The sequence below is a fragment of the Halomicronema hongdechloris C2206 genome, from assembly GCF_002075285.3.
Lineage (GTDB): Bacteria > Cyanobacteriota > Cyanobacteriia > Phormidesmidales > Phormidesmidaceae > Halomicronema_B > Halomicronema_B hongdechloris.
Genome location: NZ_CP021983.2, coordinates 2,315,621 through 2,332,091 on the forward strand (window position 1 = coordinate 2,315,621; position 16,471 = coordinate 2,332,091).

General features: G+C 56.6%; 15 protein-coding genes and 2 pseudogenes. 3 read left to right on the forward strand and 14 right to left on the reverse strand.

Annotation, left to right across the window (positions count from 1 at the left end; all coding sequences use genetic code 11):
• Positions 1-172: 172 nt before the first annotated feature.
• The 3 genes from metH to XM38_RS10450 all read right to left on the reverse strand — a co-directional run bounded on the left by metH (position 173) and on the right by XM38_RS10450 (position 7,005).
• A complete protein-coding gene (metH, locus tag XM38_RS10440) occupies positions 173-3,820 on the reverse strand; it encodes a methionine synthase (protein WP_080810634.1) in 3,648 nt (1,215 codons plus the stop codon).
• Between the two features lie 60 nt (positions 3,821-3,880).
• Entirely contained in the window at positions 3,881-5,983 is a 2,103-nt protein-coding gene (locus XM38_RS10445; protein ID WP_080810636.1) for an FAD-dependent oxidoreductase, read from the reverse strand.
• Positions 5,984-6,216: 233 nt separating this feature from the next.
• Positions 6,217-7,005 carry a tryptophan-rich sensory protein gene (locus tag XM38_RS10450; protein ID WP_080810638.1) on the reverse strand — a complete coding sequence of 263 codons (789 nt, stop codon included), beginning with the start codon at positions 7,003-7,005 and terminating at the stop codon, positions 6,217-6,219.
• Between the two features lie 391 nt (positions 7,006-7,396).
• Between XM38_RS10450 and XM38_RS10455 the strand changes: the two genes are divergently transcribed.
• A complete protein-coding gene (locus XM38_RS10455; RefSeq protein WP_225889458.1) occupies positions 7,397-8,434 on the forward strand; it encodes a phospholipase D-like domain-containing protein in 1,038 nt (345 codons plus the stop codon).
• On the opposite strand, the gene XM38_RS27650 is transcribed toward XM38_RS10455, so the two are convergent.
• From XM38_RS27650 to XM38_RS10485, 7 genes and pseudogenes are all read right to left on the reverse strand, one after another.
• Positions 8,431-8,748, reverse strand: a complete 318-nt coding sequence (locus XM38_RS27650; protein ID WP_137455069.1) for a GDYXXLXY domain-containing protein — start codon at positions 8,746-8,748, stop codon at positions 8,431-8,433. The two genes, XM38_RS10455 and XM38_RS27650, sit on opposite strands and share 4 nt — an antisense overlap.
• A gap of 28 nt (positions 8,749-8,776) precedes the next feature.
• Positions 8,777-8,980: pseudogene (locus XM38_RS28885) on the reverse strand (GDYXXLXY domain-containing protein); the annotation flags it as partial.
• A 179-nt stretch (positions 8,981-9,159) separates the two neighbouring features.
• Complete coding sequence (locus XM38_RS10470) at positions 9,160-10,140, reverse strand: hypothetical protein (RefSeq protein ID WP_391540783.1); 981 nt, start codon at positions 10,138-10,140, stop codon at positions 9,160-9,162.
• A gap of 82 nt (positions 10,141-10,222) precedes the next feature.
• A pseudogene (locus XM38_RS28890) lies at positions 10,223-10,456 on the reverse strand (DUF2157 domain-containing protein); the annotation flags it as partial.
• Between the two features lie 95 nt (positions 10,457-10,551).
• A complete protein-coding gene (locus tag XM38_RS10475) occupies positions 10,552-10,860 on the reverse strand; it encodes a protealysin inhibitor emfourin (RefSeq protein ID WP_080810687.1) in 309 nt (102 codons plus the stop codon).
• Between the two features lie 96 nt (positions 10,861-10,956).
• Positions 10,957-12,132 carry a M4 family metallopeptidase gene (locus tag XM38_RS10480; protein WP_088429780.1) on the reverse strand — a complete coding sequence of 392 codons (1,176 nt, stop codon included), beginning with the start codon at positions 12,130-12,132 and terminating at the stop codon, positions 10,957-10,959.
• Between the two features lie 292 nt (positions 12,133-12,424).
• A complete protein-coding gene (locus tag XM38_RS10485; RefSeq protein WP_137455070.1) occupies positions 12,425-12,907 on the reverse strand; it encodes a hypothetical protein in 483 nt (160 codons plus the stop codon).
• Positions 12,908-12,994: 87 nt separating this feature from the next.
• Between XM38_RS10485 and XM38_RS10490 the strand changes: the two genes are divergently transcribed.
• Entirely contained in the window at positions 12,995-13,762 is a 768-nt protein-coding gene (locus XM38_RS10490) for a Mut7-C RNAse domain-containing protein (protein WP_202978870.1), read from the forward strand.
• Positions 13,763-13,771: 9 nt separating this feature from the next.
• Positions 13,772-13,984, forward strand: a complete 213-nt coding sequence (locus XM38_RS28895; protein ID WP_080810647.1) for an SDH family Clp fold serine proteinase — start codon at positions 13,772-13,774, stop codon at positions 13,982-13,984.
• A 122-nt stretch (positions 13,985-14,106) separates the two neighbouring features.
• Here XM38_RS28895 and XM38_RS10500 read toward each other — a convergent pair whose 3' ends face one another.
• The 4 genes from XM38_RS10500 to XM38_RS25920 all read right to left on the reverse strand — a co-directional run bounded on the left by XM38_RS10500 (position 14,107) and on the right by XM38_RS25920 (position 16,463).
• A complete protein-coding gene (locus XM38_RS10500; RefSeq protein WP_080810649.1) occupies positions 14,107-14,577 on the reverse strand; it encodes a hypothetical protein in 471 nt (156 codons plus the stop codon).
• Positions 14,578-14,792: 215 nt separating this feature from the next.
• Positions 14,793-15,392, reverse strand: coding sequence for an RNA polymerase sigma factor (locus tag XM38_RS10505; RefSeq protein ID WP_080810650.1), 600 nt, complete (start codon positions 15,390-15,392; stop codon positions 14,793-14,795).
• Positions 15,393-15,701: 309 nt separating this feature from the next.
• Positions 15,702-16,058 (reverse strand): hypothetical protein, encoded by a 357-nt coding sequence (locus XM38_RS10510; RefSeq protein ID WP_080810655.1) that lies wholly within the window; start codon positions 16,056-16,058, stop codon positions 15,702-15,704.
• 240 nt (positions 16,059-16,298) lie between these two features.
• Positions 16,299-16,463 carry a hypothetical protein gene (locus XM38_RS25920; protein WP_187329361.1) on the reverse strand — a complete coding sequence of 55 codons (165 nt, stop codon included), beginning with the start codon at positions 16,461-16,463 and terminating at the stop codon, positions 16,299-16,301.
• Positions 16,464-16,471: the final 8 nt, after the last annotated feature.

The window sequence follows — 16,471 nt, forward strand, 5'->3', positions numbered from 1 at the left end:
ACTATCCACCTAATACAATAGCTCATCGGTGGCCCATGCTATCGAGGTGTCTCAGACATCACCCGCGGGGCTACAGTGTAGGCATAAAAGTTACTACTCCCTAGGCCATATTACTGCTCTTAGCCTTGTGTCCGAAAATTGGGAGTCATTTCAGGGGTTGTGCAGATTGGTCTCAGGTGCTGAAGTATTTGGCCACGGGATGGTAAGCAATGATGGCTGTCGTCGACTGCTCTGGATACAGTTGCTCGCTTTCATCCATGGTCATGCCGATGCGATCGCATGCCAGCAACTCCAGCTGCACCGCCTGGTCCTGAATATTGGGGCAGGCCGGATAGCCAAAACTATAGCGGGAACCCTGGTACCGTTGCTGTAAGACCTCTCGAATCGTCGCCGGTTCCTGGTCTCCATAGCCTAGTTCCTGACGAATACGAGCATGGCACCACTCCGCCATCGCCTCCGCCGTCTGCACCGATAGGCCGTAATAGTACAAATAGTCCGTGTAGCGATCTGACTGAAACAGCTGCTGAGCATACGCCGTGGCCACTTCTCCCACCGTCACCGCCTGCATGGGAAAGACATCAAATTGGCCGGGCTGTGCCAACTCCTTGGGCAAGAAGAAATCAGCAATACACAATCGCCGCATCGATTTTTGCCGGGGGAAGTCAAAGATGGCGATGGGCTCCGGAGGAGCCATCTTCCCATCTACCACCGACGGATCATAGATATGCAACGAATTCCCCGCCGCCAGACAGGGAAAATAGCCATAGATAATCTGGGGGTGCAGTAGAGCCTCCGTCTGCACCCGCTGGGTCCACTCCGCCAAGATTGGATGTACCGTCTCCTGCAGGAAGGCCTCATACTCTTCCCGTGATTGCCCCTTCTGCTTGCGGAACTGCCACTGTCCCACGAACAGAGCCTGCAGATCTAGATACCAGAACACCTCATCTAAGGGAATATGCTCCGGATTCAGAATCCGCGTACCCCAGAAGGGGGGAGTTGGTCGCGGCATCGTCAAATCTACGGCCTCAGAACGGCGCGTATCTGGCAAGGCAGTCGTGGCGTCTACCTGCTCTTTCCCCTCTACCGGCTGGCCACTGCTGTCCCCCTGCTGCTCTCGGTTTGCTACCGCCTGTTCTGCCTTGTCTTCTCCGCCTGCCTGTGCGTCGACTTCATCCAAAAAGCCCTGCAGATCATCCCAATTGGTTGCTGCCTTGGCAGGCATTAGTTTATCCATGAAATGCAGATCCGAAAAGGCGTCCTTGCCATAGACCACTTTGCCCTTGTAGGTATTCTGGCAGTCTTGGTAGACAAATTTCGGCGTCAGGGCGGCTCCCCCCAAAATCACCGGTACTGTAATGCCTTGCTCATTGAAGACCTCCAAGTTGTCTTTCATGAACGCCGTTGACTTCACCAGCAGACCGCTCATGGCGATGCAATCGGCATTATGCTGGCGATAGGCCTGGATAATGGCATCCACCGGCTGCTTAATGCCCAGATTCACCACCTTATACCCGTTATTCGACAGGATGATGTCCACCAGATTCTTGCCGATATCATGGACATCTCCCTTAACGGTGGCGATGACCACGATGCCTTTACCGGAGCCATCGCTGTCCGACTTCTCCATCAGGGGCTCCAAATAAGCCACCGCAGCCTTCATGGTTTCCGCTGATTGCAGTACAAAAGGCAACTGCATCTGGCCGGAGCCAAACAGTTCCCCCACCACCTTCATGCCGTCTAGCAAAAATGTATTGATGATATCTAAGGGCTCATAGGTCTTGAGGGCCTTTTCCAGGGCCTCTTCCAACCCAATCCGCTCGCCATCGATGATGTGCTGCTTCAGCTGTTCTTCAATGGGCAGATCCTTGGCGATGGCCTCCTTCTTCTTGACACTCTTGCCCGCAAACAGCGTTGTCAGCTTAGTCAGCGGGTCATAGGTGCAGATATCGCCGTCATACTGGCGGCGGTCGTAGATCAAATCTCGGCAGATCTGCTGGTGCTCTGGTTCAATCTTGGCCAGGGGGAGGATTTTAGCGGCACTGACGATGGCCGCATCTAAGCCGCGCTCCATGGCATCATGCAAGAACACCGAGTTGAGGGCGACTCGGGCCGCAGAATTGAGACCAAAGGAAATATTGGAGACCCCCAGCACAATATGGCAGCCAGGCAAATTCTCCCGAATTAAGCCCACCGCCTCCATGGTGGCTTTACCATTGCCCCGATCCTCTTCGATACCGGTGGAAATCGGCAGCGCTAGCGTATCAAAGAAGAGTTCATGGGCTGGAATGCCATACTCCAAGGCGGCTCGATAGGCCCGCTGGGCGATCTGGAATTTTTTCTCAGCGGTACGGGCCATGCCCTCTTCATCGATGGTGCCCACCACCACCCCAGCCCCATAGCGCTTGGCTAGCTCCAGCACCTTCAGGAAGCGTTCTTCCCCATCCTCGTAGTTGGTAGAGTTGAGGATGCACTTACCTCCGGCTACCTTCAGGCCCGCCTCCATCTTGGTCCACTCGGTGGAGTCGAGCATCAGCGGCAGGGTGACATTGGTGACTAGGCGAGATACCAACTCATGCATATCCCGTTCGCCATCCCGGCCCACATAGTCCACATTCACATCCAGGACATGGGCCCCCTCCCGCACTTGGGAGCGGCCCAGGGCCACGAGGCCATCCCAGTCCTCGGCATTCAGCGTCTCCCGGCATTTCTTAGAGCCACTGGCATTCAGCCGCTCACCAATGATCAAAAAGGAATTGTCCTGGTCGTAGGGTTGGGGACTGTAGATCGAAGCCGCTGCTGGCACATAGTTGAGGCGAGGCCGAGGCTCTGGCCAGGGTTCCTGGCTGGGCTGTAGCGCTAACCGTACGGGACGCTGCTTCAGGTGCAGATCCTGGGCGATCTCGGCTAGCTGCTGAATATGCTCGGGCCGGGTACCGCAGCAGCCGCCAATGATTTGTACCCCTAAATCTTCGACGAAGTGCATCAGGGCCATGCGCAGCTCCATCGGCGTCAGGCGATAGACTGCTTGCCCCCCGACGTTCTCAGGCAGCCCAGCATTGGGAATACAGGACACCACGAAGGGAGAATGCTGGCAGAGATATTTAATGTGGTCCTTCATCAAGTCTGGGCCGGTGGCACAGTTCAAGCCCAGGATGTCGATAGGGTAGGGTTCCAGGATGGTCAGGGCGGCTGCGATTTCGGTGCCCACCAGCATGGTGCCCTGCTGCTCCATGGTCACCGAGACCATTAGGGGAACCCGCCGGGCACCGGCCTCAAACACCTCCATGATGGCATTCAGGGCCGCCTTAATCTGTAAGACATCTTGGCAGGTTTCGACGATCAGCAAGTCAACGCTGCCAGCCAATAGCCCTTGGGCCTGCTCTACGTAGGCCCCCTTGAGGGTATCGAAGTCAATATGGCCGAGGGTGGGTAACTTAGTGCCGGGTCCCATCGATCCAGCCACGAAGCGGGGCTTGTCCGGGGTAGAACAGTCTGCCGCCACCTGCTTAGCCAATTGAGCCGCCGCCCGATTGATCTCATAGGCTCGATCCGCCAGGTCATACTCCGCCAGCACCACCGAGGTACCGCCGAAGGTGTCCGTCTCAATCACATCGGCACCGGCCTCTAGAAAATCTCGGTGCACCTTGGCCACCGCCTCTGGTTTGGTGATCACCAAATATTCATTGCAGCCCTCGTATTGGGGACCGCCAAAGTCGTCGGCAGTGAGGTTCTGCACCTGTAGATTGGTACCCATGCCGCCATCGAAAACGATCACGGAATGGTCTGGACTTTGGAGTCGCTCGAGGAAGGCAGTGACCATAACTTTGGAGTGGGCTACTTTATAACACTTTTATAACGCTACCAAATCCTCGGCCTGGAATTAGGCTTTCATCACCTCATAGAGCACCCGCGATAGTTCTCGTCGCTGTAACCACTGATTATCTCGAGGGGTACGGGCAAAGGCTAGATCCAGCACCTCGGGGGCAGCTCGTTGAATTAAAAATCCCAATTGTTTCCGGGTCATGGGCTGATCTGGGGCAAAGCGATTGCCACCGACACCGGCAATTAATCCATGGCTATGGAGGGTTTCTATCACCTCGTAGGCCCAATGGCCGCCAGGGGGAACATCTAAAAAGGTGGGTCGAGGCGGCGTTTTCTTCTCTAGGCCCAATAAATTGACCAGAGCCGCGGCGACCACCGCCCTGGAGACGCTGCCATGGGGACGGAAGTGCAGGGTTTTTAGGCTTTCACTGCGAACAACGTTGGCGGTGGCTAGCACCTGAATCGCTTCAAAGTCAGGATCGTCATGGGCGACATCGTTAAACCAGAAAATGGGAATGCCATTGCGGGTGAGAAATCCTTGGATTTTGCGGATGTGAGCCTGATCGGTGGCTAAGACCCGAGGCGCTAAACCAGTCCAGACTGCAAACACGGCCAGAAAACCGCTGGCCTCGCCGATGGCCCACTCTACCGGATGCATGCGGTAGGCAGCATTGGTGATATGGGTGGTGCCCAAGCTCTTGGCCGAGAGCACGAGACCGTCGGTATTGAAAGGGACTAAAGCTCCCAGAGGTAGGGTGAAGGGTAAGGCCACTACTTCTTTGCCCTTAGGTGAGACATGGCCGGGTTCGTCATTGCCGTGGAGATCTAGGTAATGGTACTGGCCAATGCCGACGGAATCACTGAAGCAGCGAGCCCGAGCCTGATCCGGGAAAAAGCGCTCGGCTACGTCCTCATGGCGAATGGTAGTCAGGGCTACGCCGCGCCGCGCTTCCCGTACATAGGGCTCTAGGGCAATGCCATCGCTGGTCCAGGTGAGGTCTCCCCGGGGCTTCAGATCGGCCACCCCGTTGGTCTGCAGAAAGTGAATATAGGCTTGGGTGCGGTGCCGAGCCCGCTGACTGTGTTTTTGCCGTTCCTCGCGGCTGACGCCCACCAGCCGCCCGGGACGATAGTCGTTACCGCAGCAGAAAGTGCGATCCGGCTCCGAAGAGGTGCCCCAATTGATTACCGTCACGTCGCCGGGGACCACTGCTTTCTCGTAGAGCATGGAGCGTTTCAGGCGACGATAGCGAAAGATGCCGAAGTCGCTAAAGAAATCCCATTTCTGCCATTTCCCTTGGCCATCTTTGGTCCAAAATCGGCTGGTGAATTCGTGGATGTTTAGCCAGGGATCTTGGTCATAGCCTGGGGGGGCACCAATAGGTTTACCCTGGCCCGAAGGCGTCCGTTCCACTATCACATCGAAGGTAATCGATTGCTGACACTGGGGCCGAGGCTCGTCGGGCAGGATGGCCTCTCCGGTTTGAAAGCGAGCCTCTTGACCGACTCGAGAGTCAATCTCGCCGATGTCGAGTAAATCACCTAGATCAGTGGCTTCTAGGGTGACCTTGGCCATCACCGTAAACTGGTGACCGCGCTGGCGATCGTGGCAGACTACCCCGGTTACCTGGCGGCGCTGGCTCGACTCAGAAGACACCTGCTCAAACAACACCTCCACGGGATCTGCCCAGGGAATCAGCCGTAACTGGCCATTATTTAGATAGGGACTGATGGCCTCATTCATGGCTGTGGCGGCCACCACCGGGGTGGTGGCAAAGGGGCTGACCCAGCCGCCACCAGGATTGGGATCCCGACGGCCGTTGACGGGTTGCAGCTCTCGCTGTCGTTCCCGAAAGGCTCGCTGGCTGCGGGAGATGGCAAATTGTTCGCCATCTAGGGCCACAAGGGTGGCCCGTTGCCGCAGTAAATCGCCATCGTCGGAGGCTGGCAGGGCTTGGGCCGTAAACTGTCCCCCGACGACAGCCTGGGGCTGTACCAAGCAGACATCGACATTGGCTCGCAGGGCCGTCAGAGTAGCGCTGTAGGCGGCAGTGGAGCCCCCTACCACCAGAATGGAACAGGTTAGGACTTCCCCTGGCTGTGGTCGGGTGAAGACATGGTCAGCAAAGATCCCATTGTGCTGCAATACAGGACCCGGCATAGCTGTGCCTCACGGTGAACGATTACATTTGTCAGGTAGCTTAGGACGTTGAACATTGCTCATATGCTTAGACTAGGGAGCTACCTGACCGCAACCGTGCACGGTTGCTATGGATGCTGATGATTCTAGCTGTTAGCCCTGCCATTGGACGATAGGGGCTACCCAGTAGACTGGGGCATGAGGTTGGCGACTAGTGGTTGGCTGGGGCAGGAATGGTCGGTTGATTGCTGCCATTAGGGCCGAGGAGAGGAATTAGGCTGGGGCTGTCGTCGGTAGCGACTCCAGGCCAGAGTCACTAGGACAAAAATGGCGGCGATGACCGCTACCAACCAAATCCCTGTGATGTCGCCATGGCGAACGGCAATGGCCCCATAGGCCCAAACCAGTACCAAGGTAAAGGCAGCATCTCGGCGTTGCCAGGCTACCAGGGCTCCGATTAGGGCACTGACGCCGAGCATGATGCCGGTCCAGGGCACTGCCGCGGCAGTGTAGCCAGCGGCATAGAGGGCGCAGGCCACATTGACGATGGTGGCCACAGTAATCCAGGCAAAGTAGATACTGATGGGAACTTGGGCAAACCAGCGCCGCCGCCAGGAGGAACGACCAACGCCGATGTCTAGGTTGAGATAACTGACCATGAGGGCGAGCCAGATCACGGCCATGGCCACGGTGGAGGCGCCGAACCACTGGCTGGTAAAGAGAAAGATCCAGACAATCTGGGCTAGGCAGGCAGTGATTAACCAGCGATTCACCTGTCGTAGGGCTGGATCGCGGCGTTGGGCGGCTCCCAATTGATAGAGGCCATAGGCAATGAGTCCGACATAGATCACTCCCCAGATAACGAAGGCGTAATTGGCCGGCGTGATTAAGACCCCATCTAGGGTCGTGTTGGCGATTTCTCCGACGGTTTGGCCTCCAGGGGGAATGATGTTGGAGAGGGTGTTGATGGCCAGGGTGGCAATGATGGCCAGTAGCGTTGCAATGGAAAGCCCGAGCCCTGAGTTTAACCGCGATGGTTTCATGATCTCCTAAAGGTACGGAATAGATACGGAATAGATACACGGTATATCGATCCTGCCAGGGTGTGGAGGACAACAGTTCTAGAGACTGACAGGTATGATGGGCTAGGAGGTTGACCTGCCACTGAGGCATTGGTTTGCATATTGGGCTTTGGCTGCAGGCATTAGCAGGTTCGTGGCTGCTGGGGGGTGGGACTGAGCGTGCTGGTCGTCCTCTATCTCTTTTGGCGCCTTCCGGCGTCAGTTCCGCTATCACCTGAATCGGCTGCCGTCGCCCCAGTCTACTGATTTTGACTTCACCCTGGCCTGTCTGTCTGACTCGTTTATTACCCAGGGCCAGGCCACGCAATTCTGGATCGGGTCCGATGCGATCTACCGGGCTCGCTTAGATGCGATCGCATCGGCCCAACGCTCCATCCTATTTGAGACCTTTTACATGAGCCCGGGGCGACGGGCGGATGAATTCGCCCAGGCACTGATTCATAAGGCTCAGCAGGGGGTGCAGGTTAAGCTCATCGCCGATAGCTACGGGGTCAAGTCACTGCCCTCTCGCACTGGAAGACCCTGCGCCAGGCGGGATTCAGGTGGGGCTTTTTTCAATCGCTTCAACTGGCGCTCTCCCCTAGATTATCTGGACCGTACCCATCGCAAGTTACTGCTGGTGGATGAGTGCCTGGGCCCTGATCGGCGGGGCTGGTGTCTCCGATTTGTGGGATCAGCCCCCATCGTCGGCGGCCATCACCCCTGGTTGGACTTCGAAATCGCCCTGGAGGGGGAGGTGGTCTCGGTGCTACGGGGCATTTTCCTGCAGCACTGGCTAGACACCCGCGGTCGAGTCGACTTTCAACACCGTAACCTCACCTCCAGCCCTACCCGCTATCCCCGCATTCTGGTCACCCCCAGGGGAGGACCCCACCTATCGCATTCCTCCATTCGCTCCCTGTTGCAGGTGGCGATCATGGCGGCGGAGCACCGGGTCTGGATTGCCAGTCCCTATTTCTTGCCCGACCTCAATACCCGCCACGAAATGATTGCCGCCCAAAACCGGGGCGTAGACATTCGCATCCTGACCATGGGCCCCCTGACCGATAAGCCTTTTGTCTACCATGCGGCTCAGTGCCGCTACCGGCAATTACTGCAGGCAGGGATTGCCATCCATGAGTATCAACCCAGTATGATGCACAGCAAGCTGCTGCTGCTGGACGATATCTGGGTCAGTATCGGCAGTGCCAACTTCGACCCCCGCAGCTTCTTTCACAACGATGAACTCAACTTGACTACGGCGGAGCCCCAGCTGTTTAGCCAAGTAGAACAGTTCTTTAAGCGGGCCTTAACGGCTTGCGATCGCATCACCCCCGAGAGCTTAGCCCAACGACCCTGGACCCACCGCCTGATTGGCCAGAGCAGTCTGCTGTTTTACTGGCATCTCTAGAAGCGATAGGGCTGATCCTGCACCCACAACCGGATCGGCACGGCCTGGCCCGGCCATCCACCTTCACCTCCCGCCACTAGGGCCTGGGGATCGCGGCTTTGGGTCTGGGCAATGGTCTGATTGATCTGCTGCCGTTGGTTCTCCGGCAGATAATAACTCTCCAAGCCGTAGCGAACCTGTCCTGTCTGGGTAATCCATCCTTGCAGGGCCACCTGATTCTGAGCCAGGTCCGTCGGTCGTTGTCGACTCAGCCGCTGCGGCTGCCAGGGGGTCGGTCGGCTCCGAGCTCGCGTCAGACGAGCCCGCGGTATCAGGGGCCTGCAACACTAGATAAAAGCGACCAGCAGTGCCCGCGCCAGCCAAGACATCTCCCCCTGGCAATTGCTGCAGTTGGGATAGATCAGACACCTGATAACTCAACGTCTGAGAATACCCCCGCAGGACATCATAGGGATCCACCGGCACCGTCTGTAGCACCACCGTCGTCCCGGTCACAAAGGTATAGGCATTCTGGGCTGGCACCGTCACTACCAGGGCGATCTGCACCAGCAGCGGGGCCCAAAACCGCCAGATCTGCCGCCGTTTGACCGGAGCCGCCGTGGTGTCGGTGGGCTCAGGGTGAGGGGTGGGGATGACGAGTATGGATAGGGTGTTGGGTCATGGCAATCGTCTCCTGAGTATGGTCATGGCGAGGTCATGATGACACCGTGGGGCGCACCTGGCGCTCAAACCAGATTCCGGCCCCGATCATCGCTACCCCACAGAGGGCAAAGGCCAACGCCTTCAGCAATAAAATCCGTGTTGTACTCCAAAGTGCGGCTGAGGATGCCCACCACCAACAGCCCCATGCCACTCCAGAACCAGCCGCGGCTGCCCAACGCCAAGCCATCCCGCAATAACCCCAGGGCCAAGCCAAATAGCAACAGGTTATAAATCAACGGCGCCCATAGGGGCAGCGGCATCAGCTGTCGATGCCACAGCACAGTCCCCGCCGCCACCACAATCACCCCGGCCACAGTGCCACTGTGGAGAGCCCAGCTAGGCCACTGCCGTTGCTGCCAACCTTGGCGAAGGATGGCCACCCAGCCCAATGCCGCCACCACGCTGAGTACCATCACACTCACCAGCATGGGCCAGGACTGGGGCTGCGACCGGCCCCAAATGGTGCCATAGTCTCGCCAGAGGCCATGGAAGGCCAGCAGATAAGTCATCCCAGCCAGATAGGCCACCGCCAGGGCCCGACTCACCGGTTGAAACCGCCAAGAGGTGCCGGAGGGCTGACGGCGCTGCCGCCATTGCCAGAGGGTATCCCCATAGGCCCACAGCCAGGCCGGGGGAAGACCCACCGCCAGAGCCCACAGCCAGCCACTGCCGTAATCCCGGGCCAGCACCAAGAGGTTACCTACTAACGCCCACGTTACCGCCGCCGCCGCCAGGCCGAATAGCCAGCGAGAACGACAGCGGTAAGCCAGAGGCAACCATAGTCCTGCCAAGACCAGCGGCATCTGCTGCAACACGAGTCGCCAGCCGGAGGGCATGCTACCTCCCCAGTCGAGGGTCCCTAACTGATAGCCAATGGTCAGCAGCAGCAATGCCAGGATGCCTAAAGAGACCAGCTCTAGACCGTAGGCCATGGCCAGTACCCCCAGCCCCCAGACCAGAAACAACTCGTAGAGATTGCCACTCTGATGAAACATCTGGGACATCAGGCCCAAGGTAGCGCCCAGGACTAGAGCCCCCAGCAATAGCAAGCCATGGCCCCAGGGTGCGTCCCGATTGAGTCGGGGGGCGCCGCCACAGATAAAACCCCGCCGTATTGACGCCGATCAACAGGCTCAGCAGCAACACGACCCGCACCGCCCGGGGCCATCCCTGCCAATTCGCCGCCACATAGGTAATGACGCCCAACCCCAGCAAGATACCGCCTAGGCCCATCAGGATAAACACGAAACGATGCTTGGCATCGCTTTCCAGGGCGTGAAAACTGATAGCGGACCGCCAGCTGCTCATACTGGTCCGCATCGATAACTCCCTGCTGCCACCAGCTTTCGGCTTCTTGTCGCAGCTGGCGGCGAAATTTCTCAGACACCATGGCTAATGGGTAGGCTAACGTCGGGTTAGGCCCGGGCAGAGCGAGCCATCTTGGTCAACCGCTGCAGCAGCGGCCGCAGGGCCGTCGGCGCTGACGTATCAGTGGTTTCGACGGTATGCTGCCGCCCGTTATCCTTGACGGTCAGAGTATAGGTAAATTGATCCGCCGCCCCCGGTGCGGTTGCCGTCAGGTTGGCAGGTTGGCTAAAAAAGTTCGCCACCGAGACCAACTCTTTGATTTCGTAGGCTTCATTGGCTGGCAGAGAGTCTGTGTCTACCGACAGGGTCGTGGCCATGCCAGCGAAGCCCCCCCGGCGTTCGAAGTCAATCTGCATGGTCATCCTCTACTGGCCCCATCCCCATGGTGAATCAACTCTGATCAGGCTGCCATCGGCACTAGGCCGATTCATCATCCGTCAGCTCAGCTCTCGTTATCGCTGCATGAAGAAGTACTTGAGGGGATTGGTAGCGGTATTGAGGCAGCCATTGCCAGCCGGGGCTGCCACCCCCACCCCCACCTCGCTCCAGCCCTTGCGCACCGCTTGCTGCTCCAAACTGCCCTGACCAAACAGGTCAGCGGCTACCAGCAGGGTTTGTCGGGCCGCCTCTTGAAAATCAGCCGTCTGCCCCAGCTTGTCCCGCAGGGTGATGTACCAGATGCGACCCGCCTTCTCCCAGGCATAGCCGCCGATGTCCAGGGCGGCGATGTAAAAGGCTCGGTTGGGAATGCCGGAGTTGATATGGACGCCGCCATTGTCATCGGGTCCGGTATAGATATCGTCCATGTGGGCAGGCTGGGGATCTCTCCCCAAGCGAGGGTCATCATAGGCCGTCCCCGGCGCCTTCATGGAACGAATCCCCTTGGCATTGACATTTTGGGTGAAGAGGCCAGCCCCAATCAGCCAATCGGCCTCCTTAGCAGTCTGGTGGTTGACCCGTTGGTTGACCAAAGCCCCGAAGACATCAGAGAAGGATTCATTCAGCGCCCCGGGTTGATTCCGATACACCAGCCCCGCTTCAAACTGAGTCACCCCATGGGTCATTTCATGGGCGATGATATCCAGGGCAATGGTGAAACGATTGAAGAGGCGCTCATCCTCTGGCAGGTCTTCGTCACCATCACCGTAGGTCATCTGCTCCCCATTCCAGAAGGCGTTGTCGTAGCCGACGCCGTAATGCACGGTGGAGATTAAATCCATGCCTTGGTTGTCGATGGAGTGACGCCCATAGATCTCCTGGTACAGGTCATAGGTGGCGCCAGAGCCATCGTAGGCCTCATCGATGGCGGCATCGCCAGTGGCCGGATCTCCTTCTCCACGCACCTTTCTGCCAGGCAGTGTCGTATTTTGGTCGGCGGTATAGACGAGCCGCTGTTTAGTGGCAGCAGCCGCCTGAGCCCTGTGACGCTCGACGAGTTCTGCGATCTGCTGGCGCTGGCCGCGAAATTGCCCGGCTCGAATCAGCTCTTGGCGAGCTCGCTCCTGTTGAATGGGACTCCCTTTGTCGGCAATCTCCTTGAGAATGTAGGACGGTACGATACATTCCCGCGGGTTGAGGTGACAGCTGTGAAAAGGGCGATGGTGATGGGGGTAATAATGGGCGGCCATGCGCTACATCTCCTGGTAAAAAAACGGCGGCAAAATGGTTCTAACGTCAGTCTTTAGGAGCCAGTATTCAGGAGAAACCGAAAGACAGAATTGGGGGTCTTGCCCATCGTCTATTGCCTAGCTCCTACTGCGTGTCTCTTGCATTCTTGCCTAGTCAGTTCTTCGAGTTGTAAGTGGTTAGCCAGTTGATTTGGGTATAAATCAGTGCAGTTCTGATGGAATGATTACTGCACTAGTTAGCGTGCGATCGCAATTGACCTAGCCACCCCATTTTTATGCAGTGCCCAAGGCTTTACGCCTCAGAGACAACAATCGTTACAACATACTGAGAGGGGGCGATTTCCTCAGTGCTGACCGGATAAGGATCGACCTCAATCAATTCGATGGTATAGCTATCGAATTTTGCCATGGCCTGGTCCCCGGCAGCGGCCCCCAAGGTGAGGCTGATAACGTCTTGGACGGTGGATTCCTCACTCGCGAGGCTGACCCGCAGCCTGGCCGTGACTTGCCCAGCTTGAATGCAAACTACATCCGACGGGCACCTGGAATCTGCCGTGATCTCGAGAAACTCTACTCTTATAGTCTCCGACTCGATCAGAGCCCCCTGCTGGTGACCCAGTTGCACCGGGGTCTCTAGCGGTGCCCGCATTACCGTATCGCTTGGGGAAGTCTCTGCCGGAAAGTGTTGCGTACAGCCCATGACTGGTTGCCCATAGCCCACCATCAACAGAACCGTGACGATAGTTAAGACGAGGTTTAAGCCATTTGATTTCATGGGAAAAAATAGGGAGTGAAGGTATCACGGGTTTCGTGAGAGAGTGTCTTAATCCTAATCTCTCTGAGCCGGCCGCCGCCGTCGCCTGTGGCAGTTTTGATCCCCATGCCCCACGCCTACTTTCGCTTTTACGGCAGCCTGAACGATTTTCTGCCGCCGTTTCGCCGCCAGCGGCAGTTTCATCGTTACATCAAGGAGCGGGGATCGATTAAGGACGCCATCGAAGCCCTGGGAGTGCCCCATCCTGAGGTGGCGCTGATTCTAGTCCATGGGACTTCCGTCAGCTTCGATTATTTGGTGCAGCCCTATGACTGCATCAGCGTCTATCCCCAATTTACCCACCTGGATATCACCGCCCTATCGCGGGTGCAACCGCCGCCCCTGGCCCAGGGGCGCTTCGTGTTGGATGTGCACCTGGGCAAACTGGCCACCTACCTGCGGCTGCTGGGCTTCGACACCCTCTACCGCAACGACTACCACGACGATGACCTGGCCCAGATCTCCAGCCAGCAACAGCGTATTCTACTCACTCAAGATCGGGGCCTGCTGAAGCGCAGCATTGTTACCTACGGCTATGCCGTGCGCTCTGAACATCCCGATATTCAGATCATCGAAGTGCTGCAGCGCTTCCAGCTGCAGGCGGCCGTCTCGCCGCTGCAACGCTGCCCCCGTTGCAACGGCCCCTTGCGCCTAGTGGACAAAGCCACCATTGCCGACCAATTGCCCTACTACACCCGCCTCTACTACGACGAATTTGCCCAGTGTCAGCACTGCCGCCAGATCTACTGGAAAGGCGCCCACTACCGTCGCATCCAGGCGTTGATCGAGCGGGTGCAAACGGCCTCAGCCCCCTAGTCACCTCAGGTGCAGCGGCGACGGCTCAATGCCATCCGCAGCCTGGAAGCACAACGAGGGAGCCGGGTGATTCTAATGATTCACCGCCGGAAATCCATCAGTCTGCTGGGCATTATATCCCCCTGCCCTATCGGAATCCGCCCACGCCTCCCAGCAAGTCCAGTTGATGAGGGGATCAAACGATTGCGGGGGGCAGGACTCCGTCATTCTTATCGCATGTAATTGGCAGCACTGCTCGAGGCGTCACTGACTGGCCTGGAGTCTGGGGTGCGTTGCAATTGCTTGGCATAACGTAGAGAGCGCCTTGCCCGGGCACGATGCCCCGTGAGCGTCTTGGGGCCTGGTTAGAACAGGACAATAACTAGCAAGGTTAAAGACATGGCCGCAAAGATAGAAATCGACTCTTGCTTGAGGAAGTCATAAATCGATCGATGCTTGTCACCAGTCAAGCAATGATAGCCATCTATATCATCACTGTGGGGGTAATTATTCCCGTAGCCCGAGAAGAATAAATAGTCATCTAACTGCAACTGCTTCTGGAGGGCTTGCCGGTCAGTCTGACTGGAATCATAGACCATTTCCATCCTGGGATAACCCGAGGTGGAGAGACTAACGCCGATCGAGTGTCTATCTGCCGCCAAGACAGACGAGAGCAAGAGTTTACGCTCTGCTTCACTCAACACATATTCCTGAACCCGAGATACCTGGTCTTGACAGTAAGATTGATGGGCCTCATCGTAGAATCCCAATTCCTGGAAGGTGAGCTCATCGATTTCATTGATCAGCAGCCCCATGACATCGTCGCAGTCTGCCATGGCCAGAATATCCTGTATTCTCCGAGCCTGTTGTTGAGATAATTTTGGTAGTCGTGCTAGGTGATAATACTCGGTCAGAACCTTTCTGTGTTCTTCGGAAGAACCATCTAACGAGGCTCTGAATTGTAGGGATTCCTCTGATGATTGCATAAAAACTGCACCAACCTTCTTTAGCTAATGTTCTTTGAACAGTGACTCCTTGAAGTAGTCAGCCATCATGAGTTATCGACGGATAGCATCCGTTTTCTCAGCCTGTCTAGGGCTCGTTCACCCTGCTTTCTGAGCTTGGCCACTAACGCAGATGTATAGTTTGCTTCCAATCCCTCCTCCACCATAAAATAACCAATTTCCTTCCAGGAGTGACCTTTGACGATCCTAAGCATGAGAACTTGCTGGTCTCGTTCCGCCAGGGCATGAAAGGAGCTCCATAGGGAGCTGACCGTCTCTTGACTGATGCCCTCGCCATAGGAACTCTCTGGTGAGGAAACGACATCAGACCCCGAGCGGAATAGCTTTTGATTGATATTGTGATTGCGCTGCCGTTGTCGACGTTTTTCTAGGAGAATGTACTGAGATACTTGGGCCAAATAGCCAGGGAAGTTACTGATGACTTCCCCTGCCATTACCCGTTCGCGGGTACGCAGGTAGGCTTCAATCAGAACTTCGCTTTCTTGCCATTCACCCTGGAGTCCCATTTGTGCCAATGAGCGGCGGATGAAAAATATCAGCTTTTTTGAAGTTGATCCCTCCTCCAGCGACAATGCGCCTCTAATTACCTGATTCAGTAATTCAAGCTGCTTATGTGGCTGATCCATAGGATTTATGTCCTCCTGCCCTAATGTGTCATAGACCCCTCACGATGTGACAGGTCTCCATCAAGACAGAGAACATCGATCCCCATGGCTGGCCATTCCCTCGAAATCAGGGGCTCCCTTGAGGTGCTACCACTGGTGCCCGCCCCCCTAGAAAATGTGACGCGCGACTTAATGGTTCTTAAAAAAGCCTGGCCCGTCGGCAGGCTTTTTGCGGTGTATTGTGATCAAGTCCAGATCTGGCGGTTAACTAAGAGGATGCTCTAGGCCATGAGCTGGACTCGATGCTAGCCGCGATTCAAAATCGATGACCTATGAATCATGGCTTTCTAGCATCTGCAGGAAGTCGCCGACTTGGTCGACATACAGAGAATTATCCAGGACATCCTCGTTGACATAATTGTGGTCTACTGCCGTGGTCACGATGCTCTCGGCAGTGACCTCGCCATCCCGGTACTCCTGAACGAGAAACTGACCAGCGGGGATGCCATATTCTTCGAATTCACCCCGGAAAGCCAAATAGGTCAATTCGAAGGCGGTGATGTCTTCGGCGGAGAGTTGCTCGGCCGCGGCTTCGCTGCGTTCCACGTGGGTATCTGCCAGGGCAGTAGGCGCGACCAATCCGGTTAGTGCCAGTGCGGACAGAGTTCCAATGGTAAAGCGTCGCATAAGATCTCCTATCGTGTCTTGCGTCAATCAACGCTCCTTTACCATCTTCAGCAATATTCGTCTGTTTCGCGTTCCACCAAAATGGGGATGTTGCTTGACTCAATCTCTATCCCCTGAAGGATTTGTAAGGGGTATGCTGAGCATTGCCAAAGCCCTACCCCTCACCGTCGGTTAGCTCTTTGGCTGGCTGCAAGTTCGACCAAGACTAAAGGCCTAACCCCCGGTCCTGTGTCGGGGTATTTACCGCATCATTTGCGATCGCAACATCGGCCAATGAGAAACGCCTGGTGGCTCGACCTCTACAAACCACTCGGTGAAAAAGTCGGCGGCGGTGGTCAAGCTGAGGCCAAAGGATTGTTTGAGATCACGCAGAGTAACGTCCGCCGCTGCTAGAGTTCGTGCCATACCTAACA